Annotated in this window: 21 protein-coding genes; 12 read left to right on the top strand and 9 right to left on the bottom strand. The window is 70.4% G+C overall.

What is annotated here, in order from left to right:
• Positions 1-425 precede the first annotated feature (425 nt).
• The gene (locus ABH933_RS12050; protein ID WP_033087954.1) at positions 426-728 is read left to right on the top strand and encodes a DUF4193 domain-containing protein; all 303 of its coding nucleotides are present in this window, start codon (positions 426-428) and stop codon (positions 726-728) included.
• A 227-nt stretch (positions 729-955) separates the two neighbouring features.
• Here the strand turns inward: ABH933_RS12050 and ABH933_RS12045 are convergent, their stop codons facing one another.
• Positions 956-1,444 carry a DUF3093 domain-containing protein gene (locus ABH933_RS12045; protein ID WP_429417784.1) on the bottom strand — a complete coding sequence of 163 codons (489 nt, stop codon included), beginning with the start codon at positions 1,442-1,444 and terminating at the stop codon, positions 956-958.
• A gap of 79 nt (positions 1,445-1,523) precedes the next feature.
• Between ABH933_RS12045 and dut the strand changes: the two genes are divergently transcribed.
• The gene (gene dut / locus ABH933_RS12040) at positions 1,524-2,030 is read left to right on the top strand and encodes a dUTP diphosphatase (protein WP_429417268.1); all 507 of its coding nucleotides are present in this window, start codon (positions 1,524-1,526) and stop codon (positions 2,028-2,030) included.
• 2 nt (positions 2,031-2,032) lie between these two features.
• Complete coding sequence (locus tag ABH933_RS12035; protein WP_429417265.1) at positions 2,033-2,926, top strand: DUF3710 domain-containing protein; 894 nt, start codon at positions 2,033-2,035, stop codon at positions 2,924-2,926.
• 52 nt (positions 2,927-2,978) lie between these two features.
• Here the strand turns inward: ABH933_RS12035 and ABH933_RS12030 are convergent, their stop codons facing one another.
• Positions 2,979-3,668 carry an alpha/beta fold hydrolase gene (locus ABH933_RS12030; protein WP_429417782.1) on the bottom strand — a complete coding sequence of 230 codons (690 nt, stop codon included), beginning with the start codon at positions 3,666-3,668 and terminating at the stop codon, positions 2,979-2,981.
• A 315-nt stretch (positions 3,669-3,983) separates the two neighbouring features.
• On the opposite strand from ABH933_RS12030, the gene ABH933_RS12025 reads away from it, so the two are divergent.
• The 3 genes from ABH933_RS12025 to shbA all read left to right on the top strand — a co-directional run bounded on the left by ABH933_RS12025 (position 3,984) and on the right by shbA (position 6,051).
• Positions 3,984-4,409 (top strand): OB-fold nucleic acid binding domain-containing protein, encoded by a 426-nt coding sequence (locus ABH933_RS12025; protein ID WP_429417262.1) that lies wholly within the window; start codon positions 3,984-3,986, stop codon positions 4,407-4,409.
• 264 nt (positions 4,410-4,673) lie between these two features.
• Positions 4,674-5,261 carry a DUF3159 domain-containing protein gene (locus tag ABH933_RS12020; protein WP_245401765.1) on the top strand — a complete coding sequence of 196 codons (588 nt, stop codon included), beginning with the start codon at positions 4,674-4,676 and terminating at the stop codon, positions 5,259-5,261.
• A 136-nt stretch (positions 5,262-5,397) separates the two neighbouring features.
• Entirely contained in the window at positions 5,398-6,051 is a 654-nt protein-coding gene (gene shbA / locus ABH933_RS12015) for an RNA polymerase sigma factor ShbA (RefSeq protein ID WP_429417259.1), read from the top strand.
• A 62-nt stretch (positions 6,052-6,113) separates the two neighbouring features.
• Here shbA and ABH933_RS12010 read toward each other — a convergent pair whose 3' ends face one another.
• Together ABH933_RS12010 and ABH933_RS12005 are read right to left on the bottom strand one after the other, a co-directional pair.
• Positions 6,114-6,773: a potassium channel family protein gene (locus ABH933_RS12010; RefSeq protein ID WP_429417257.1), complete on the bottom strand. Its 660-nt coding sequence runs from the start codon at positions 6,771-6,773 to the stop codon at positions 6,114-6,116.
• Positions 6,770-7,441 carry a potassium channel family protein gene (locus ABH933_RS12005; RefSeq protein WP_429417254.1) on the bottom strand — a complete coding sequence of 224 codons (672 nt, stop codon included), beginning with the start codon at positions 7,439-7,441 and terminating at the stop codon, positions 6,770-6,772. Before ABH933_RS12005 ends, ABH933_RS12010 begins: the two co-directional genes overlap by 4 nt.
• 672 nt (positions 7,442-8,113) lie before the next feature.
• Here ABH933_RS12005 and ABH933_RS12000 point away from each other — a divergent pair.
• The 3 genes from ABH933_RS12000 (at position 8,114) to ABH933_RS11990 (ending at position 12,868) form a co-directional block, all read left to right on the top strand.
• On the top strand, positions 8,114-9,586 hold the full coding sequence (locus tag ABH933_RS12000) for a class I SAM-dependent RNA methyltransferase (RefSeq protein ID WP_429417251.1): 1,473 nt from the start codon (positions 8,114-8,116) through the stop codon (positions 9,584-9,586).
• A gap of 408 nt (positions 9,587-9,994) precedes the next feature.
• Complete coding sequence (gene dxs / locus ABH933_RS11995; RefSeq protein ID WP_429417249.1) at positions 9,995-11,884, top strand: 1-deoxy-D-xylulose-5-phosphate synthase; 1,890 nt, start codon at positions 9,995-9,997, stop codon at positions 11,882-11,884.
• Between the two features lie 180 nt (positions 11,885-12,064).
• Entirely contained in the window at positions 12,065-12,868 is an 804-nt protein-coding gene (locus ABH933_RS11990; protein WP_215922024.1) for an enoyl-CoA hydratase, read from the top strand.
• A gap of 201 nt (positions 12,869-13,069) precedes the next feature.
• Here the strand turns inward: ABH933_RS11990 and ABH933_RS11985 are convergent, their stop codons facing one another.
• Both ABH933_RS11985 and ABH933_RS11980 read right to left on the bottom strand, forming a co-directional pair.
• Positions 13,070-14,389, bottom strand: a complete 1,320-nt coding sequence (locus tag ABH933_RS11985; RefSeq protein WP_429417245.1) for an HRDC domain-containing protein — start codon at positions 14,387-14,389, stop codon at positions 13,070-13,072.
• Positions 14,390-14,411: 22 nt separating this feature from the next.
• Positions 14,412-15,050 (bottom strand): DUF3000 domain-containing protein, encoded by a 639-nt coding sequence (locus ABH933_RS11980; RefSeq protein WP_215922026.1) that lies wholly within the window; start codon positions 15,048-15,050, stop codon positions 14,412-14,414.
• Between the two features lie 64 nt (positions 15,051-15,114).
• Between ABH933_RS11980 and hemE the strand changes: the two genes are divergently transcribed.
• Entirely contained in the window at positions 15,115-16,191 is a 1,077-nt protein-coding gene (gene hemE / locus ABH933_RS11975; RefSeq protein ID WP_429417242.1) for a uroporphyrinogen decarboxylase, read from the top strand.
• A gap of 286 nt (positions 16,192-16,477) precedes the next feature.
• Complete coding sequence (locus ABH933_RS11970) at positions 16,478-17,827, top strand: protoporphyrinogen oxidase (RefSeq protein ID WP_429417239.1); 1,350 nt, start codon at positions 16,478-16,480, stop codon at positions 17,825-17,827.
• A gap of 168 nt (positions 17,828-17,995) precedes the next feature.
• On the opposite strand, the gene ABH933_RS11965 is transcribed toward ABH933_RS11970, so the two are convergent.
• Positions 17,996-18,919 (bottom strand): hypothetical protein, encoded by a 924-nt coding sequence (locus ABH933_RS11965; RefSeq protein WP_429417236.1) that lies wholly within the window; start codon positions 18,917-18,919, stop codon positions 17,996-17,998.
• 115 nt (positions 18,920-19,034) lie between these two features.
• Here ABH933_RS11965 and hemQ point away from each other — a divergent pair, with 115 nt between their 5' ends.
• Positions 19,035-19,730: a hydrogen peroxide-dependent heme synthase gene (gene hemQ, locus ABH933_RS11960; protein ID WP_429417234.1), complete on the top strand. Its 696-nt coding sequence runs from the start codon at positions 19,035-19,037 to the stop codon at positions 19,728-19,730.
• Positions 19,731-19,825: 95 nt separating this feature from the next.
• Here hemQ and msrB read toward each other — a convergent pair whose 3' ends face one another.
• Both msrB and ABH933_RS11950 read right to left on the bottom strand, forming a co-directional pair.
• A complete protein-coding gene (msrB, locus tag ABH933_RS11955; protein ID WP_215922032.1) occupies positions 19,826-20,263 on the bottom strand; it encodes a peptide-methionine (R)-S-oxide reductase MsrB in 438 nt (145 codons plus the stop codon).
• A gap of 80 nt (positions 20,264-20,343) precedes the next feature.
• Complete coding sequence (locus ABH933_RS11950; protein WP_215922033.1) at positions 20,344-20,568, bottom strand: hypothetical protein; 225 nt, start codon at positions 20,566-20,568, stop codon at positions 20,344-20,346.
• Between the last annotated feature and the right edge of the window lie 33 nt (positions 20,569-20,601).

The following is a 20,601-nucleotide window of genomic DNA, read 5'->3' as shown; positions in this document are numbered from 1 at the left end:
CGTGCCGCCGAGCGTGTGGCGCCCCTTCGGTATCCGTCTCGTGTCGCGTCGATAACGGTTTGCATCAGCGGTGACCACGGAATCGCCTCGGCCCGGCCCTGCGATGACGATTGACCCTCAGTTTCGACTCGCGAGTGTTTTGATTGCGACTTTTGCCTCCACGTCCGCTATTGTCTGGCGGCCTGATTCGAATCGACCGAGGTGAATCAGGGGTGCGTTATCGGGAACAACGAGGGCATGTCCTGCGTTAACCGAGCGCGATCCGGAACGGATTCCGCAGATCCGGACCGGTGTGCGACCGGTGTACACGTGACGTACACCACCGGCGGAGCGGTACTCGCCGAGCCGAATCCGGCCGTTTTCGGCCGGGAGCGGTGCGGAGAGACCGGTCCGGGATATACGAAGTAAGGACGAGGGGATACGACATGGCAACCGACTATGACGCACCTAGGCGCAGTGAATCCGACGAGGTTTCGGAGGACTCGCTCGAGGAGCTGAAGGCTCGTCGCAACGAGGCCGCGTCCGCCGTCGTGGATATCGACGAATCCGATACCGCGGAGTCGTTCGAGCTTCCCGGCGCGGATCTGTCCGAGGAGGTGCTCTCGGTCCGGGTGATCCCGAAGCAGGCCGACGAGTTCACCTGTTCCAGCTGCTTCCTGGTGCACCACCGGAGCCGCCTGGCCAGCGAGGCCGGCGGGCAGCTGATCTGCATGGACTGCGCGGCCTGAGCCCGAGGCGAATCATCGCGTTCGCACGCACTGCCCCTGGAACACACATCCGCCCACTCCGCGCTCGGCTAGGCCGAGCGCGGCCAATACCTGTGTGGCCCGCGCCGAAATAGCCGCGCGTCGGCGATCGGTGCGGCGCCGCCGTGTCGCCGTGCCGCCGGGCTCGTGCGCGGCCTGTACCGCCGCAGACGAGCCGCCCACGGCGTGTCACCCCTGCCGGGAAGCCCTCAGGCCGTGCGTGGCGTGATGCCCAGCGCGGCCAGGACCCTGTCCGGGTGGCGGGCGCTGATCAGCCAGTACGGCGTCGGATCGTCCGGATCGTCGAGGACGAGCAGCACCATGGGCCCGATCCAGGGTCGATGCTGCACGAAGGCGGCGGGGTCGAGCTGACGGCCCATCGCTGCGCTCTTGGCGCTGGCGGGTACGACCGCCGCCCGCGCAACATACGTTACCGGCAGATGTGCCTTGTCCGTGCGCAATTCGAGAGTTCCGGCAGCATCCGGCGCCACCTCGACACGATGCCGGCCGAACCACAGCAGCACCCACACCGGGATCGGAAGCAGCAGCACGTACGGCAGCCAGGCCTGGATCCCCGGCGCGCCCATGTGCAGGGTCGCGGCCAACAGGCCGATGATGCCCAGCCCCACCGGCCACCACCACAGTGGCGCCCATTGGCGTTCGGAGTACACGGGGGAGGTGGTTTCGTTGCGCGGCATGGCTACCTGTGGGGGCTGGTCGGACACCACATCAGACTAGGTCAGTCCCCGTCGTGGTGACCGCGTAGGCTCCCTCGACGTGACCGGCATTCCATCCATACCCCTGCTGCGGCTCGACCCCGGCATCCCCGTTCCCGCCCGTGCGCACCCGGGGGATGCGGGCGTGGACCTGTGCACGACCGAGGACGTCATCCTGGAGCCGGGGGAGCGGGTGCTGGTCGGCACCGGCATCGCCGTCGCGCTCCCGACGGGCACCGTCGGCCTCATCCACCCGCGCTCCGGCCTGGCCGCCAAGACGGGTCTGTCGATCGTCAACACCCCCGGCACCGTGGACGCCGGATATCGCGGCGAGATCAAGGTCTGCCTGATCAACCACGATCCCCGTGCCGCGATCACCCTGCGCCGCGGCGACCGCATCGCGCAGCTGCTGGTCCAGCGCGTCGAGCTGGTCGAATTCGCGGAGGTCGAGAGCCTGGACGAGACTGCCCGCGGCGCGGGCGGATACGGGTCCAGCGGCGGTCACGCCAGCCTCGATAATGGTGGGGTGAGGGCTGGTGGAGACGTCTCGGCCGGCAAGGAGGCATGAGGATGTTCGGACGGAAGAAGAGCTCCCCGGAAGATGGCGCCGGGGCCGGTGCGTACGACGACTACGGGTACGACGACGAATACGACGAGGATGACGAGGGCTACGACGAGCCCGGGTACGAGGACGAGGACGAATACGACGAACCCGCTTACGCGGCCGCGGAGTACGACGAGGGCCCCGGGGACTCGGCTCCCCGCACCGGGCCCTACGACTTCGACGACGTGGCCGATCTGCTCGAGAACGTGACCGAGCAGCGCCTGGATCTCGGCTCGGTGATCGTCCCGGTGCCGCCGGGCGGGCAGCTGCAGGTCGAGATGACCCCCGACGGCACCCCCCAGGCGGTCCACCTGGCGACCGAGCACGGCCGGCTGACCGTGGCCGCCTATGCCGCGCCGAAGTCGCCGGGACAGTGGCGCGCGGTGGCCGCGGACCTGGCCGATTCGCTGCGCGCCGAGGGCGCCCAGGTGTCGGTGCAGTCCGGCCCGTGGGGGCGCGAGCTGCACGCGGTGACCGAGGGCGCCGATCTGCGATTCATCGGCGTCGACGGATACCGGTGGATGGTGCGGCTGGTGGCGGCGGGCCCGGCGGGCGCGGTCGACGAGGGCCGGCCGCTGGTCGCCGCGGCCCGGGCCATTCTCGGCGAGACCGTGGTGCGCCGCGGCGACGATCCGCTGCCGGTGCGTGATCCGCTGCCGGTGGTGCTGCCGCAGGATCTGGCCGATCAGCTGCAGGCCGCGCATCAGCAGCAGGTGCAGGCCCAGCAGGACGCGTTGTCGGCGCAGGCGGCCGCGGCGCAAGCCCACGCGACAGGTAGTTTCCCCGCCGTAGCGCCGCAGCCCGAGGGGCCGCGCCGGGGCGCGGAGGGTTCGGCCATGCAGCAGTTGGGTCGGAACTAGTAGTCGGTTCGCGGGAGGCGGCGTTCGGCCGACAGGCAGCGCCGCCTCCCGGTCAGCGCGCGCGCCCGGACGTGGTCTGGCGGCCGAACAGGGACGCCAGGCCGCGGGCGCCGAGGACGGCCGGATCCGCGCCCAGTTCGTTCAGGGTGATGCGCTGCAATTCGGCGCGTGGGATGAGTTCGGCCCAGTCCTCCGCGACGGCCAGCGGGTGCACCGGATCGTCCACCGCGGTGACGACGACGGCCGGAACCGACAGCGCCGCAAGGGTTTCCGGCGTGGGCCAGGCGTAGTCGGCCGCCTCCTCCAGGGCCTGGGGCAGATCCGGCCACTGGGCGTGCCAGGACTGGGTCAGGGCCGCGGCCAGCCAGTCCGGGCTCCCCTCACGCATCCGCTCGACGACCACCTCGAGACCGTCCGCGCGCAGCTGCTCGGCGGTGACCGCGGCGCTGAGCGAGGCCGGGCATCCCGAGGTGTCCGCGCCGGTCCAAGCGGGCAGCGCGGCGATGACGCCGAAGGCGGATTCGGCTCGCGCGCAGGCCCATTCGACCGCGATGGCCGCGCCCAGCGAGATTCCGGCCGCCAGCACCGGGCCCGAGCGGGCGGCGGTGTCCAGCGCGGCTCTGCAGCTGGCCACCACCCGGCGCGGGTCGGGTTCCACCGCCAGGAACGGCAGATCCCATGCGGCACAGGCAGGTCCGAAGGCGCGGCGGGCGAAGTCGGCATCGGAGCCGGTTCCGGGCAGACCGACAACGAGCGCCGGGCGGGGTAGATCTGGCACGGCTCGAGAGTACGCGGTGGTCCCGCCGTGCCGAGTGTGGCGGGGCCGCGGCGGTTGCCGCAGGTCGCCGCGATCGCACGCACAAGGGTTGAAGGTCCCGGACCGGGGTACCACAGGGAAGACGACACTGTCGGTGCCTCCCGTCACAGGGCGGGCGGCGCGCGTGGCGGGCCCGGCGGGCCCGATCTACAGTGGCGGTGTGCGGCCGAGGTGGCCGGTCGTCACGAGGACCGACGGCGCGTGACGCCGCCGCAGAGCAGTGCAGGAAGTGTGTACGCCATGCCATTCTCCGGCAGGAACAGGGCGGTCTCCGGGGCCGCTGTGCCCGAGGCCGGACCCGACAGTGGGTATTTCCGCCGCCTGGGCTTTCGGCTGACGGCCGATCTCGACCGGCTCGACGCTCAGGAGCTGGCGCAGACCTCGCAGGCCTCCGGGGCCTGTCAGGCCGCGGAGTGCCGGCGCGGCGAGGAGGTCACCATGCTGGGCCGCTTGCGCAGCGTGGAGGAGTGCCCGCAGGCGGCGACGGGGTGCCTCGAGGCCGAGTTCTTCGACGGCACCGACGCGGTCACGCTGGTGTGGATCGGGCGGCGCCGGATCCCCGGTATCGAGCCCGGACGCCGTATCCTGGTTCGCGGCCGCATCGGCGATCGCGATGGCGCCAAGGTCATCTTCAATCCCTACTACGAACTCCGTGAGAATTCCTGACGCATGCCGACACCCAGCAACGACGAGGGCGCCCTCGTCGCCAACAACGAGCGCCGCGCCGCATCCGACGATCGGTTCGCGCCCGCCCATCAGCATGACGACCATGATTCGTGGGGGCCGGATCTCACCGACGCGGACACCGACCCAAACGGGCTAGACCTCGGGCGGTTGCGGAAATCACGGGGGAAGTCGGTGGCCGGCGCGCCGGCCGCCGCGGAGACCGACGAGGCGGACGATGCCGCCGATCGCGAGGCCGAGGAGACGTTGCTCGAGCAGCTGGGCGGCATCAGCGGCCTGATCTACTCGACGCTGCCGGTTGTGGTGTTCGTCCCCGCCAACGCGCTGTGGGGCCTGGGCGCGGCCATCTGGACCGCGCTCGGCGTGGCGGCGGCCATCCTGGTCTGGCGGCTCGCGCGCCGCAATCCGATCCAGCCCGCCATCTCCGGCTTCCTCGGCGTGGGCGTCTGCGCGTTCATCGCCTACCGGATGGGTGCGGCCAAGGGGTTCTTCCTGTTCGGGATCTGGGCCAGCCTGCTGTACGCGGGGGTGTTCCTGGCCTCGCTGGTGGTGCGCTGGCCGCTGGCCGGGGTGATCTGGGGCGTGCTGAACGGCCACGGCACACAATGGCGTTCGGATCGTCGCGTGGTGCGGCTCTACGACCTCGCGACGCTGGTGTGGGTGCTGGTGTTCGGCGCCCGGTACCTGGTGCAGTCGCACTTCTACGCGACCAACAGCACCGGTCTGCTCGCGGTCACCCGCATCGCGATGGGCTGGCCGCTGACCGCCGTGGCCCTGCTGGTCACCGTGTGGGCGGTGCGCCGGGCCGGGCATGCCCCGGCCGCCGCGGACTGACCCTTTCCGGCCGGGGGGTGGGGATCAGCCCACCCTGGGGTGCCTGGTTCGGTGGCCCGGTTCACAGCACGATCGTCTGTAAGGACTACAGGGGTCGGCGGAAGGAACCGGGGTGTTGGCTACCGAGGACAGACCAGTGGCGTTGAAGGGGTCGGGAACGCGGGCGGTGCGGCAGCGTGGCTCGCGTCCGGCGGCGGCTCGGCAGCAGTCCCCTCGCTCCGACAGCCAGCGGGTCGCCGCCGAGCTGGACCGCCTGATCGGGCCCGCCGTCGCGGGGGACTCCGCGGCGGTCACCGAGATCGTGAAGATCATCTACCCCCTGGTGCGCCGGTACTGCTCGGGCCGCCTGACCTCCGGCGGATACGTGCACGTCACCGCCGACGATGTGACGCAGGAGATCTGCCTCGCCGTGGTGCAGGCCATTCCCCGGTATCGCGATCAGGGAAAGTCGTTCCTGGCCTTCGTATTCGGCATCTCTTCCAACAAGGTTGCCGACGCGTTCCGGCACGCTTGCCAGCGCCCGGACTATCCGGTGTCCGAGTTCCCGGAGCAACCCTCGCTCGCCGCCGGGCCGGAGGAGCTGGCCATCGCCTCGGAGCGGGCCCGGGTCGCGCACCAGCTGATGCAGGTGCTCGCGCCCGCGCATCGCGAGGTGCTGGTGATGCGTATCGTGCTGGGCTGGAGCGCCGCGCAGACCGCGGAGGCGATCGGCACCAGCCCGGGCGTGGTGCGGGTCATGCAGCACCGGGCGCTGAACAAGCTGCGGGCGCGGCTGCGGGAGGCCGCCTAAGGGGCGCTGTCGGCGCAGCCGTCCGTAAACCGCGCACGGCCGGAGCGAATGCGGAGGTACGCCTAGCCCTCTCCCATAACCCGGCGCAGCTCGTCCTCGGCCTCGACCGAGGCCACGAACAGCAGTTCGTCCTCGCCCTCGAGCGGGTCGTCGGGCTGCGGGACGATCACCCGCCCGCCGCGCAGAATGGTCACCAGCGCGGCGTCGCGGGGCAGCTCGAGCGTCTGGACCGCACGGCCCGCCAGCGGGGTGTCCGCGGGCAGGGTGATCTCGACCAGGTTGGCCTGTCCCTGGTGCAGCGTCATCAGGCGCACGATATCGCCCACCGCCACGGCCTCCTCCGCCAGCGAGGCCAGCAGCCGCGGCGTCGATACCGCGACGTCCACGCCCCAGGAGGCGTCGAAGAGCCATTCGTTGCGGGGATCGTTGACCCGCGCGACCACCCGGCGCACCCCGAATTCGGTCTTGGCGAGCAGACTGAACACCACATTCGCCTTGTCGTCGCCGGTGGCCGCGATGGCCACCTCGTACTCCTGCAGCGCGGCCTCCTCGAGCAGTTCCAGCTCGCAGGCGTCGCCGTGCACCCAGGCCGCGGCGGGGGCGGCGCCGGGATCGATGTGGTCGATGCGGCGTTCGAGCAGCATCACCTCGTGCCCGCCGCGCAGCAGTTCCTGGGCGATGGAGCGGCCGACGGCCCCGGCTCCCGCGATGGCGACCTTCACCAGTGCTCCCCACTCGACGGTGCGGCGGCCGCCAGGGCGACGGCCTCGGCGACCCGGCCCTCGGTAGCGGCCACGTAGACGGTGTCCTCGGCCTGCAGCAGCGTCCTTTCGGTGGGCAGCAGGCCCTGCCCGAATCGGATGATGAAGGCCACCCGGGCGCCGGTCGCGCTCTCCAGATCGCGCACCGGATGGCCGAACCAGGCCTCGTGCAGCCTGAGCTCGGTGACCGCGACGCTGCCGCTGGGATCGCGCCACGGCGCGGTGTCGTCCTCGCCGATGAGGGTGCGCAGGAAGCGGTCCGTTGTCCACGGCACGGTCGCGATGGTGGGAATGCCGAGGCGTTCGTACACCGCGGCGCGTTTGGCGTCGTAGATGCGCGCCACCACACGGTTCACCCCGAACGTCTCGCGTGCCACCCGCGCGGCGATGATGTTCGAGTTGTCGCCCGAGGACACCGCCGCGAGCGCACCGGCCCGTTCGATTCCGGCCCGCCGCAGCACGTCCCGGTCGAAGCCGACGCCGATGACCCGCTCACCGGTGAAGTCCCGGCCCAGGCGGAGGAATGCGCTGGGATCGCGGTCGATGACGGCGACCTCGTGTCCGACCCGGACCAGCGCGCGGGCCAGGGAGGAGCCGACCCGGCCGCACCCCATGATCACTACGTACACCTGCCGACCCCGTTCTGGAAACCGCCTGCGCGGTCTGCTCCACTACCCGCAGGGAACCGTACCCGTTACGGAGCCCCAGCAGCGGTATTCTTCGTCCGCGGGATCGAAACACCAGGTACACCGCACGGACGCCGCCGCCCGCGGCTCTATGCTGACCGGAGTGTTCCCGTTGTCGACGCGCGCCGCGGTATCCGCCCTGTCCGGCTCGAGCAGTCCGGGCCGTAGCGGAGCTCTCCCCGCGTGGGGGGCCGAATCATGTTCCGTCTCGGCACGAGGTGGCGGCGATGGGCCCGGCGGCCTGCGCGGTCGCCGGATCCGCGGACACAGGTTCTCGGGCGAACCGGCGGCGCCGCCGTGCGCGGTCGGGCGGTGGATCGGCGCATTGGTGGGACAGACCGGAAATGGATCCGCGCGCCGGCGGTGTGATTCCGCTGTGCGCAGTGGTGTCGCACACCCGGCGCGCGCTGGTGACGAGCACAGGGCGTCGCACACAAGCTTGGCGTATTCCAGCTCGGCGCCGGTGTGGGACTCGGGACAGCCGGCACGTGACGGTGGGGCAGTGCGATGCGGGGTGGCCGGGATATGTTGTGCCGTCCGGGCGCATCGCGGTGGATCCTTCGCGCCACGGTGTACGGGTCCGATCGTGTGGACCATCGGTGATGAGGAGTGGTTGTGAGCGGTCGTGACGGCGAATCCAACTGGGAGGGTTCGGTCTTCGAGGTGCGGCTCGGGTCACCCGGGCACGGGGGGTTCTGTGTGGCGCGGCACGAGGGGCGGGTGTTGTTCGTGCGGCACGGGCTGCCCGGGGAGTTGGTGCGGGCGCGGGTGAGCGAGGACCGCGGTGGGTCCTTCTGCCGCGCGGAGGCGGTGGAGATTCTGGAGGCGTCGCCGGATCGGGTGCCCGCGATCTGCCCGGTGTCCGGGCCCGGCGGTGCGGGGTGTTGTGATTTTTCGTTCGCGACTCCGGCGGCGCAGCGGGCGCTGAAGGCGACCGTGGTGAGCGAGCAGCTGCGGCGGGTGGCGGCGTGGGAGACCGACGTGGTGGTGGAGCCGATTCCGGGCGGAGAGCAGGACGTCGGGTGGCGGACTCGCATCCGGCTCGTGGTCGATGAGCGGGGGCGGGCGGGGGTCCACCGGTTCCGGAGCACCGATATCATCGCGGATCTGCGCTGCCCGCAACCGGTTTCGGGGGCACTCGAGGGGATCGCCGACCGGATCTGGACTCCCGGTGCGGATCTTGTGGTCGCGGTGGACGGTGACGGGATGCGGCACGTCGTCGAGGTGGCCCCTGCACTTGTGGAACATGAACGTAGGCAAGGAAATTCGCGGGCCGGCAATGATCGTCGTGCGCGGCGTAGCGGCGAACATGGCCGCGGTGGTGAATACGGCGGCGGTGGCGAACGCGGGCGTGGTGGCGAATACGGGCGTGGCGGTGCGAGGTACAGCGGTGCCGGTCGGCGGGAAGCATTGCATCGGGCCGGGGCCGACCGGGCCGGTGATCGGGGGAGTACGGCCGCGCGTCGGGCCGCCGCGCACGCCGACCGAGATGAGCGGGTGATCGAGGGCAGCGGGCGCGCGGTGCAATTCGTCGCGGGGCGGCGCTGGGAGGTGTCCGCGACCGGCTTCTGGCAGGCGCATCGTGGTGCGGCGCAGTGCTATTCGGATGTGGTCGCCGAATGGGCCGACCCTTCGCCGGGCGACCGGGCCTGGGATCTGTATTGCGGTGCGGGCGTTTTCGCCGCGCGGCTGGCCGAGGCGGTCGGTCCGGCGGGTGCGGTGCTCGGCGTGGAATCGGCGCGGCCGGCGGTGGCAGACGGCGTGGCGGCGCTGCGCGACCTGCCCTGGGCGAGCTTGCGCGCGGACCGCGTCGAACGCTGGATTGCCGGTGAATCCGGCGGCGCCGCACCGGATGTCGTGGTCCTGGACCCGCCGCGCGCCGGCGCCGGTAAGGCCGTCGTCGCGGCGCTGACCGCAGCCGTCCCGGCGCGCATCGTCCATATCGGCTGCGATCCGGCCGCATTCGCTCGCGACATCTCCCTCTACCGAGCCGCCGGTTACGCGCCGACCCGCCTGCGTGCCTTCGACGCCTTCCCCGGCACCCACCATGTCGAATGCCTGACCCTCCTCGAACCGGTCCGTTCCTGAGCCTGCGGGCCACAATGTTCCGAGCGTGCGGACCACACTGTCGTTCCGCGTGCGCGGGCGACGTGTTCCGGGTGTGGGCTGCCGTGCTCCCGGTTGTGCGGCAGCCGCGGTTGCGGTTGTGCAGCTACCGGGTTTGTGTGGTTGCGGTGTTCTGGGGTGTGCGGCTGTGGTTCACGGGTGTGGGCTGTCGGGTTCTCGGTCGTGTGGCCGCGGTGTTCTCGGGTGTGCGGGCTGCCGCGCTCCCGGTTATGCGAGCCATGGTGTGCGGGACACGGTGTTCTCGGGTGTGTGTCGGCTCACAGTATTTCGGTGTGTCGTGGGCGGCTCGCGGTTCCCGGCGTGGCTCGGTGCCGATGCTCCGTAGACTGTTCCGAAACAGACGAGCCACCGGAGTAGGGAGCGATAGCGGTGAGTGTGCTTGCCCGGGTCGAGACGCCCGAGGACCTGCGTCGGCTGACGGTATCGGAGCTGAGCGAACTGGCGGGGGAGATTCGCGAGTTCCTGGTGCGGAAGGTGGCCGTCACCGGCGGACATCTCGGGCCGAATCTGGGCGTCGTCGAATTGACGATCGCGCTGCACCGGATCTTCGACTCCCCGGCCGATCCGATCATCTTCGACACGGGCCACCAGGCCTACGTGCACAAGATGCTCACCGGCCGGAAGGACTCCTTCGATCGGCTGCGCAAGGAGGGTGGCCTGTCGGGCTATCCGAGCCGCGCCGAGAGCGCCCACGACTGGGTGGAGTCCTCGCACGCCTCGGCGGCGCTTTCCTACGCCGACGGCCTGGCCAAAGCGTTCGCGCTGACCAAGCAGCGCCGCCATGTGGTCGCGGTGGTCGGTGACGGCGCGCTCACCGGCGGCATGTGCTGGGAGGCGCTGAACAACATCGCCGCCGCGCCGGACCGCTCGGTGGTCATCGTCGTCAACGACAACGGCAGGTCGTATTCGCCCACCATCGGCGGCCTGGCCGACCGGCTCGGCGCGCTGCGCATGCAACCCGCCTACGAGCAGGCCCTCGATGCGACAAGGCGTTTTGTACAAGGGATTCCGCGCGTGGGAGGCTCGGCGTACTCGATGCTGCACGCGCTCAAGGCCGGGATCAAGGACGCGGTGGCACCGCAGGAGCTGTTCAGCGATCTGGGCCTGAAATACCTGGGCCCGGTGGACGGCCACGACACCGTCGCGCTGGAGGCCGCGCTGCGCCGGGCCAAGGATTTCGGCGGTGCCGTCGTCGTGCACGTCGTCACGCAGAAGGGGCGCGGCTATCAGCCTGCCGAGGACCACGAGGCCGATCAGATGCATTCGATCGGCGTCATCGATCCCGAGACCGGGCAGCCGACCGGCGGCAAGACGGTCGGCTGGACCTCGGTGTTCTCCGAGGAGCTGATCCGCCAGGCCGAACAGCGCGACGACGTGGTCGCCATCACCGCGGCCATGCCGGGCCCGACCGGGCTGACCCCGTTCGGTGAGCGGTTCCCCGAGCGCATGTTCGACGTCGGCATCGCCGAGCAGCACGCGGTCACCTCGGCCGCGGGCCTGGCCCTGGGCGGGCTGCATCCGGTCGTGGCGATCTACTCGACCTTCCTCAACCGCGCGTTCGACCAGCTGGTCATGGACGTGGCGCTGCTGAAGCTGCCGGTGACCCTGGTGCTGGACCGGGCCGGGATCACCGGCGAGGACGGCGCCAGCCACAACGGCATGTGGGATCTGTCGGTGTTGGGCATCGTGCCGGGCATCCGCGTCGCGGCGCCGCGCGACGGTGCGACACTGCGCGAGGAACTGGCCGAGGCGCTGGCCACGGCCGACGGCCCGACCGCCCTGCGCTTCCCGAAGGGCCCGGTCGCGGAGGATATCGCGGCGGTGGAGCGACTCGACGGCGTGGACGTGCTGCGCATGCCCGAGGGCGCCTCGGCCCGCGCCGTGCGCGGCGATGTGCTGGTGGTCGCGGTCGGCCCATTCGCGCAGGCCGCGGTGGCGGTGGCGGATCTGCTGGCGCCGGAGGGGATTTCGGTGACGGTGGTGGATCCGCGCTGGGTGCTGCCCGTTTCGGACACGGTCGTGAAGCTGGCCGAGAACTACCGGCTGGTGGTCACCCTCGAGGACGGCGGGCTGCACGGTGGGATCGGCTCTACGGTGTCGTCGCGGCTGCGCGCGGCCGGTGTGGATGTGCCGACGCGGGATATCGGTGTGCCGCAAAGCTTCCTGGATCACGCCTCGCGCGCGCAGATCCACGAGGCGCTGGGCCTGACCGCCGCCGACATCGCGCAGCGGATCACCGGCTGGCTCGGCGGGATCTGAGCCGGCGGCCCTGCCCGGGCTCCCGCCATTCGTCGTGCAAGCACGCCGGACCGACGAGTGGGCGGGGCTGACAGGCTGGGATGGCCGGAATCGGCGGATCATCGTCGGATGCCGGGGGCTGTCGCGTAACTTCTAGAACTGGTTACAGTTTTAGAAGTCCGCAGCAGGTAGGGAGCCCGCATGTCGTTTGTTCTGGTCGAGAAGCCGCGTCCGCAGATCGCGCTGGTCACCCTGAACCGGCCCGAACGAATGAACGCCATGGCCTTCGACGTGATGATTCCGCTGCGGGAGACGCTCGAGGCCGTGTCCGCCGACAACGAGGTGCGCGTGGTCGTGCTGACCGGCGCCGGGCACGGCTTCTGCTCGGGTGCGGACCTGCAGCACGCAGGGAAGGTGCCCGGGGTGGAGGGGCTGACCAAGACCAGCATCGCGCGGCGTTCGATGGAACTGCTCAACAACGTGATGCTGACGATCCGGCGCATGCACCAGCCGGTGATTTCCGCGATCAACGGCGCGGCCATCGGCGGCGGATTCTGCCTGGCCATCGGCACCGATATCCGCATCGCCTCGCAGGACGCCTACTTCCGGGCCGCGGGCATCAACAACGGCCTGACCTCCGCCGAGCTCGGCATCAGCTACCTGCTGCCGCGCGCCATCGGCACCACACGGGCCTACGAGATCATGCTGACCGGCCGGGACGTCGATGCCGCCGAGGCCGAGCGCATCGGCATCGTGTCCCGCGTCGTGCCAGGTGACAAGCTGCTGGAGACCGCCTACGACACCGCCGAACAGATCATCCGGTGGAGCCGGGTGGGCGCCGAACTCACCAAGCGCATGCTGTGGAGCGGCCTGGAGGCGGGCAGCTTCGAGTCGCACATGCAGCACGAGGGGACCGCGCAGCTCTACGTGCGGCTCACGACGGAGAACTTCGACGAGGCGATCCGCGCCCGCCGGGACCGCCGCGCCCCCGCGTTCGAGGACTGAGGGGCGGCCCGGCGACTTGGGCGTGTCCGTCTGAGGGGCGGGCCCAGCGACTTGGGTGCGTCGCCTGAGGCTCGGGCCTCGGCAACTTCGACGTGCCTCCTGCTGGTGGCCGATCGGAGGTGCCTGGAGGCACGGATCCGAGGGCAGGCGCCGAACGGGCCGATCCCGCCGAACGGGTCGGTCCTGCCGAGCGAGCCGATCCTATTGGTGAGCCGAGACGCGGGGCGGCGGGTTGGCCTCGCCGTCGGATCGGCCGCCGAACAGCGCCGTTACCAGTTGCTCGACGGCGAGTTCGCGCTGCCAGGGGCGGGCGCCGCCAGCGGCCAGGAATGCGTCGATGGCTCCCGCCGGATCCTCCGGCATCCCGCCGGAACGGAACTCGGGCAGGCCGTCCCAACATAAACGGCGCAGCAGATCCGGGGTCAGCAGGTTCTCCACGGGGATCGCGTGGCGGGCGCCGAGCTCACCCATCGCGGCGCGCGCGGCGTTGAGCCGGGCCGACGCCTCCGGGTCGCGGCGCTCCCAGCGGTTCACGGGCGGCGGGCCGTCGAAGGGCGCGGTCAGCGTGGGCAGGTCCGAATCCGCAAGGGCGCGTGCGCGTTCCACCGCACCGAGCCAATCCCGCGAATACCGGCGCTGGCGCGGTCCGCCGAAGACCGGCAGGGCCCGCAGCGCCGCGATGGATTTCGGGTCCGCGGTCGCGGCCGCCACGATCGCCGAATCGGGCAGGATCCGCGCCGGGGCGACATCCCGGGTGCGGGCCAAATTGTCGCGGGTGGCCCACAACTCGCGCACCACCGCGAGCTGGCGGGTGCGGCGCAGGGTGTGAATGCCCGAGGTGCGCCGCCACCGGTCCGGCTTCGGCGTGGACGGCTCCGCGGTGCGGACGTGTTCGAATTCCTGTGTGGTCCATTCGGTCTTGCCCTGTTCGTCGAGCGCGGCCGCAACCGCCTCGCGCAACTCCAGCAACAGCTCGACATCCAGGGCGGCATAGTTGAGCCACTCGGCGGGCAGCGGGCGGGTGGACCAGTCGGCCGCGCCGTGGCCCTTGCGAAGTTCGCGCCCGAGCAGCTTCTCCACCATCGCGGCCAGGCCGACCCGCTCGAAACCAGCCAGCCGCCCACCCAGTTCGGTGTCGAACAGGCGCGCGGGCGTCAAACCCAGCTCGGCCAGGCCCGGCAGATCCTGATCGGCCGAATGCAGCACCCACTCGAGCCCGTTGATCGCCGCGGCGAGGGGCTCGAGGGCGTCGGCGACCGGGATGGGGTCGACGAGGAAGGTTCCGGATCCCTTGCGGCGCAACTGGATCAGATAGGCGCGATTGGAATAGCGGAAGCCCGAGGCTCGTTCGGCATCGACGGCCAGTGGACCGGTTCCGGCGGCCAGGCGGGCGGCCGCCTCGGCGACGGCCGAGGCGGTGTCCGAGACCGGGGGCACGCCCTCGGCGGGCTCGAGCAGGGGAACGGCGGCATTATCCCCGCTTTCACCCAGCGGTTGTGCGGACTCGTCGGCATCGGGCATAGGACTGAACTTTACGTTGCGGTCAGAACTGGTCGTCGGCAATCTGCGGACGTGGCTGCAAATGAGTGATGCCGGCGGGGGGCAAACCGGCCGCGTAGGCCAGTACCTCGCAGAAGGCCTCGACGTGCGGTCCGAGTTCGGTCGACTCCACGGTCCAGGATGCACGCAGCTCCAGCTGGTGGGCGCGCGGCGGTCCGGCAATGTCGCCGTACCGGACCGAGCTCGTGGACGTGACGGTGCCGCCCAGCGCGGTGAATGCTTCGCCCCGCGATTCCAGGGCGTCGACCAGCCAGCTCCACGCCACCTCCGGCAGCAGCGGGTCCCCGGCGAGCGCGGCATCGATATCGGCCTGGATGTAGGCCACAAGCCGGAAGACCCCGTGCCAGGCCTCCTGGCCGTTCGGATCGTGCAGCAGGATCAGTCGTCCGAATGCGTCGTCGATCGAATCGACCGGAATCACATTGGTCTCGGGGTGCTTGACCTCCGCGCCGATGGCGTAGGAGTACGGCGCCAGCCGTTGCGGCGGCCGGATCGGTGCAAGCTCGATCCGGGGATGCACGGATGCGGTACCCATCGCATCGACCGCGGCGCGAAACTGGGCCGGTTCGCCGGCGGGTTCCGGGGTCGGTGCGGCGCCGTCGCGGAAGTCGAGCGGTGTCACGTATGTGAACTTAGCCCTCAATGGCTCGAGGGGGCCGGAGGCGCGCCGTGCGGCGCAGCCTACGATGGCCGTGATGAGCACACCAACACGCCGCCGGTTGTCCGATGCGCCGTTCCTGGCCGCCGCCACCGGTGCGAGCCCGAGTCGGCGCCCCGTCTGGTTCATGCGACAGGCCGGGCGGTCGCTGCCCGAGTATCGGGAGGTGCGCGCCAGGATCAGCATGCTCGCATCCTGTTTCGATCCGGAGCTGGTGTGCGAGATCACCATGCAGCCGGTCCGCCGCCACGGGGTGGATGCGGCGATCCTGTTCTCCGACATCGTTGTTCCGCTCAAGGCGGCGGGGATCGATCTCGATATCGTGCCGGGCGTCGGGCCCGTGGTGGCGAATCCGGTGCGCACCGTCGCCGATGTGCGGGCGCTCCCCCGGCTGCGGCGCGAGGAGGTCGGCGCCATCGGCGAGGGGGCGCGGCTGCTGGTGGACGAGCTGGGGGACACCCCGCTGATCGGATTCGCCGGTGCGCCTTTCACACTCGCCTCGTATCTGGTCGAGGGTGGACCCAGCAAGAACCACGAACGCACCAAGGCGATGATGCTCGCCGATCCGGAGACCTGGCATGCGCTGCTGGGCGTGCTCACAGACATCACCATCGAATTCCTACGCGCCCAGCTGGCCGCCGGGGTGGACGCGGTGCAGCTGTTCGACTCGTGGGCGGGTGCGCTGTCGCTGGCGCAGTACCGGGAGTTCGTGCTGCCGCATTCGGAGCGGGTTTTCGCCGAGGTGGGCGATGCGGGTGTGCCACGCATCCATTTCGGCGTCGGCACGGGTGAGCTGCTGAGCGTGATGGGGGAGGCCGGCGCCGACGTGGTCGGCGTGGACTGGCGGGTGCCGTTGACCGAGGCGGTGCGGCGGGTCGGTCCAGGAAAGGCGTTGCAGGGCAACCTCGATCCGGCCACGCTCTTCGCCGGACCGCAGGCGATCGAGCGCGAGGTGCGCCGCATCGCCCACGAGGCCGACGAGGCGATCGCCCTCGGCGCGGCGGGTCACATCTTCAACCTCGGCCACGGCGTCCTGCCCGACACCGACCCGGGCGCACTCACCGCCACCGTCGAGCTGATCCACAGCCTGCCCCAGCCGCTGTAGGAATCGGCGACGGCACGAGTCCTGGCCAACAGAACTGCGCAGCCGTCGCGACGCGGGCCGGCCGGCGGTCTGATCGGCCGGGCTCTCCGGCGAAGGCACGCGGTGTCCTCGAACAGCGAGATCGAACCGGCGAGACGGGCAATCCAACCGGCGGGGAATGATGAGCGGTGCGCATCCGTCGCATTCGCTGCGTCGGGGTGCGAGTAGCTTGCCAACAGAGCGGCGCGCCAACCGTGGCGGATGTGGGTAGCGGTCCCGGCGCGGCAGGAGCAGGAACGGAGCGGGTATGCGGGTCGCGGTCGTCGGTGGGGGGATCAGCGGCCTCGTTGCGGCCTATCGGCTGCGGGTTGCGCTCGGCGACGAACTCGAGCTGGTGCTGGTCGAGCAGCGCGAGCGGATCGGCGGCGTGCTGTACACGGCGGAGCTCGCGGGGGATCCGATGGATCTGGGGGCGGAGGCCTTCATCGCGCGGCGTCCCGAAATCCCGGCGCTGCTGCGGGAATTGGGGCTCGAGGACCAGCTGGTGTATCCGGCCGGCCGGCGCCCGCTGATCTGGTCCGGCGGGACGGCGCATCCGCTGCCCGAGGGCACGCTCATGGGAATTCCCGCGGGGCCGGATTCGGTCGCGGGGCTGGTGGACGACGCGACGCTGGCGTGGATCGCGGACGAGCCGAACCGGCCGCTGCGGTGGACGTCCGGCGGCGACGTCGTTGTCGCGGAACTGGTGGGGGAGCGGTTCGGCGAACAGGTGGTGCGCCGGAGCGTCGATCCGCTGCTGGGCGGGGTGTACGCGGGACTGGCCAACTCGATCGGCGTGCGCTCGGCGCTGCCGACGCTGGCCGCCGCCCTCGACGCCGGTGCGCCGAGCCTCACGCAGGCGGTGGCCCGCGCGCTGCCGCCGTCCTCCTCCACCGCGCCGGTATTCGGCGGCATCCGCGACGGCTACCGGGTGCTGCTGGACGCCCTGCTGGCTGCCGCCACGCCGAAGGTCGAAACCGGCACCGCGGTAACGGATCTGATTCGCACGCCCGAGGGCTGGCGCGTGGATCCGATCGGCGCTGTCGACGCGGTGGTCCTCGCCACGCCCGCACCCGTCACCGCCGCGCTGCTTCGTTCCGCGTCGCCGGAGGCGGCCCGCGCGGCGGCCACGATCGAACTGTCCTCCTCCGCACTCGTTGCGCTGGCACTGCCCGCGGACACTCCTCTGCCCGACAACTCCGGCATCCTGGTCGCCACCGGAGAACCGTTGCGCGCCAAGGCCTTCACCCTGTCCAGCCGCAAATGGCCGCACCTCGCCACCCGCAACGTCGCGCTCGTCCGCGTCTCCTTCGGCCGCTTCGGCGACGACACCCTCCTGTCCTGGCCCGACACCGATTTGATCGCGGCCGCCTCCGCTGACCTGGCCACCGTGACCGGCCTGGAAATCCGCCCGCTGTCCGCCCTGGTCCAGCGCTGGCCCGGCGGTCTACCGCAATACGCCCCCGGCCACGACGGCCGCGTTGCAGAAATCGAATCCGCCGTCGCAGACGTTCCCGGGCTCGCCGTGGCAGGCGCTTACCTCAACGGAGTCGGCGTCCCCGCGTGCACCGCCTCCGGCACCGCCGCGGCTACCCGAATCCTCGCGCACCTCGGCTGATCCGTCGAAAAGGGCCTACCGAGACGCTGGGCGCTGCGCAGTGTTCGCAGGCGGCCTGCGGTGTTCCCAGGCGGCCTGCGGTCCAAGGCCCGAGAGCGGACCTCCCTCGGGGCGGCAACTGATCCTCGGCTGCCGCAATTGTCCAACGGACCGGCGTCCGCGGAACCGTCAGTCGGCAAAGACCTCGTCCAAGTTGGTTGTGGTGCACGCCCGATCGAACCAAGTATCGAGTTGACCGATGTCGGTGGTGGACATGATCCGCTCCCGAATCGCCGCCGGGATCGCCAAGCCGCGATTGGTCAGCATTCGGAGCAGGGCCCGTGCCTCACCTTCAACACGGCCTTCAACACGGCCTTCAACACGGCCTTCGGCGCGGCCTTCGTCTTTGATGCCGTCGAGGAAGGGGTCACGGGGCCAGCTGATCGTCATGAGGTCCTCCAGGGCGGCTCGAGCCTCGGGCGAGGCGGCGAGGTTGATAAGTCGAGTGTAGGTCTCGCGTTGGTCCTGATCGAGGTCGACGAGGGTTCGCCATACCGTGTGGATCGTTGTCTCGCTATCCAGGTCGAGTGCGTGGGTGAGGGCGGCAAGCACCGTGAGTTCCGCGGTGGCTCGCGCATTGGCCGGGTCGGTGGGATCTGGGGTGGTGTCGGGACCGATGACGAACGGTTTCAGGTCGTATCCGGGATGTCCGGTGTGGATGGTCTTGCTGCAGGCGCGGGCCGTCTCACGATTGCGGGTGATCACTATCAGTACAGCGTCGCAATCGTGTTCAGACTGGGCGAGCGCGACGTAGGCTGCCATGGCTCGGCGCTTCTTGCGGTTGGGTGGGGCCGTTTGCGATTCGACGATCACGGCCAGCTTGCGGTGTTCGTTGTGGAGGATGACCATCGCGTCGGCACGGAGCTCGGTGGGTTCGCAGGCGGTGAGGTCGCCGTCGGCGGGGGTCGCGACAGCGTCGGCGGGGATGTCGACGCCGGTGCCCGCTAGTAGCACCGCTGCGAGATAAGGGTTGTGGCGCAAAAGTTCGAGGGGCGCCTCGTGGGGTATGGACGGCACGCCATGGAGACTGTCACAAGGCGCTAGCAGATGCATCAATTATCTTGCGAGACAAACATTTTCGCGGCGTTTCGGCGGTGTGTCTCGGGTGCGGATGCGCGGAGAGGGTGCGGTTGTGCGGGGCGTGGGCGGGCGGTGGCACGATGGGGGTATGGCGCGACTCGATTATCAGGCCCTCAACTCGACCATCCGGTATCTGATGTTCTCGGTGTTCCAGGTGCAACCGGGGGTATTGGGGGACGATCGTGAGGCGGCGATCAAGGAGGCGCGTGGCTTCTTCGACGGCCTCGCGGACAAGGGTGTGGTCGTGCGCGGGCTGTACGACGTCTCGGGGATGCGCGCCGACGCCGAATTCATGATCTGGTGGCACGCCGAGCGGATCGAGGAGCTGCAGGCTGCCTACGCCGATCTGCGCCGCACCACCGAGCTGGGCCGGGCCATCGCGCCGGTGTGGAGCAACGCCGCGATCCACCGGCCCGCCGAATTCAACAAGAGCCACATTCCGGCGTTCCTGGCCGGCGAGGAGCCGGGCAACTACATCTGCGTGTACCCGTTCGTGCGCTCCTACGATTGGTACCTGCTGCCCGACGAGGAGCGTCGCAAGATGCTCGCCGACCACGGCAAGGAGGCGCGCGGCTATCCGGACGTGCGCGCCAATACCGTCGCGTCGTTCGCCCTGGGCGACTACGAGTGGATCTTGGCTTTCGAGGCCCCCGAGCTGCACCGCATCGTCGACCTGATGCGCGATCTGCGGGCCACCGAGGCCCGCAGGCACGTGCGCGAGGAGGTGCCGTTCTTCACGGGCCCGCGTGTCGAGGTCGAGCAGCTGGTCGCCGCCCTGCCCTGAGCGAACCCGCTGGGCGCGGGGGCTTCGGCAGCTGCCCCGAAAACTCGGGGCATGCGCTCAGCAACCCCGCGCCCGTAGGGTTCTCCCCGGTCGCTTCAGTGTGTTGCGTCGTCCGAGGGGTGCAGGCGCAGCGAGATCGAGTTGATGCAGTACCGCTTGTCGGTCGGGGTCTGATAACCCTCACCCTCGAAGACGTGGCCGAGGTGGCTGTGGCAGTTCGCACACAGCACCTCGACACGGCGCATGCCCAGCGAAACATCGGAGCGCAGTACCACCGCGTCGGAGTCGGCCGGATCGAAGAACGACGGCCAGCCGCAGTGCGAATGGAATTTCTCGGTGCTCCGGAACAGCTCGGCACCACACGCGCGGCATTCGTAGACGCCGGCGGTCTCGGTATCGGTGTACTCACCCGTGAAGGCGCGCTCGGTGCCCGCCTCGCGCAGCACCGCATACTCCTGCGGGTTGAGCTTGGCCCGCCACTGCTGCGGCGTCAGCACGATCTTGGGCGCGGGAAGCGAGGTCTCGGAACTCATGGCTCCGAGTGTAGTTTTGCGTGCCCCGGTGGCGCCGCCCCGCAGGTATGACGGAAGTCTGACGGCGCCGCCGGTTCGGCTCAGCCGGCGGGCTTGTCGTAGTAGTACTTCAGGCTGCCGCTCGGGTACTCGTAGCACTGCTGGTAGCTGCCGGTCTTGGTCGACGCTGCCATGCAGGCGGCCTTGCCTGTCGGCTCGTTCGACCCCTGGGTGAACGGGCCGACCGAGTTGGGCCCGGGGACGGGCCCATCGGCCGCCGCGATGCCGCCGAGGCCGATCGTCAAGCCCACGGAGATTGCGCCCACCGCAACGATTTTCGAAAACACTGCCCGCTCCCA

This window comes from Nocardia sp. GP40 (genome assembly GCF_050434125.1).
In the GTDB taxonomy this organism is placed as follows: Bacteria; Actinomycetota; Actinomycetes; order Mycobacteriales; family Mycobacteriaceae; genus Nocardia; species Nocardia albiluteola.
The sequence above is the reverse complement of the archived record's forward strand: the minus strand, read 5'-3'. Positions and strand labels throughout refer to the sequence as shown.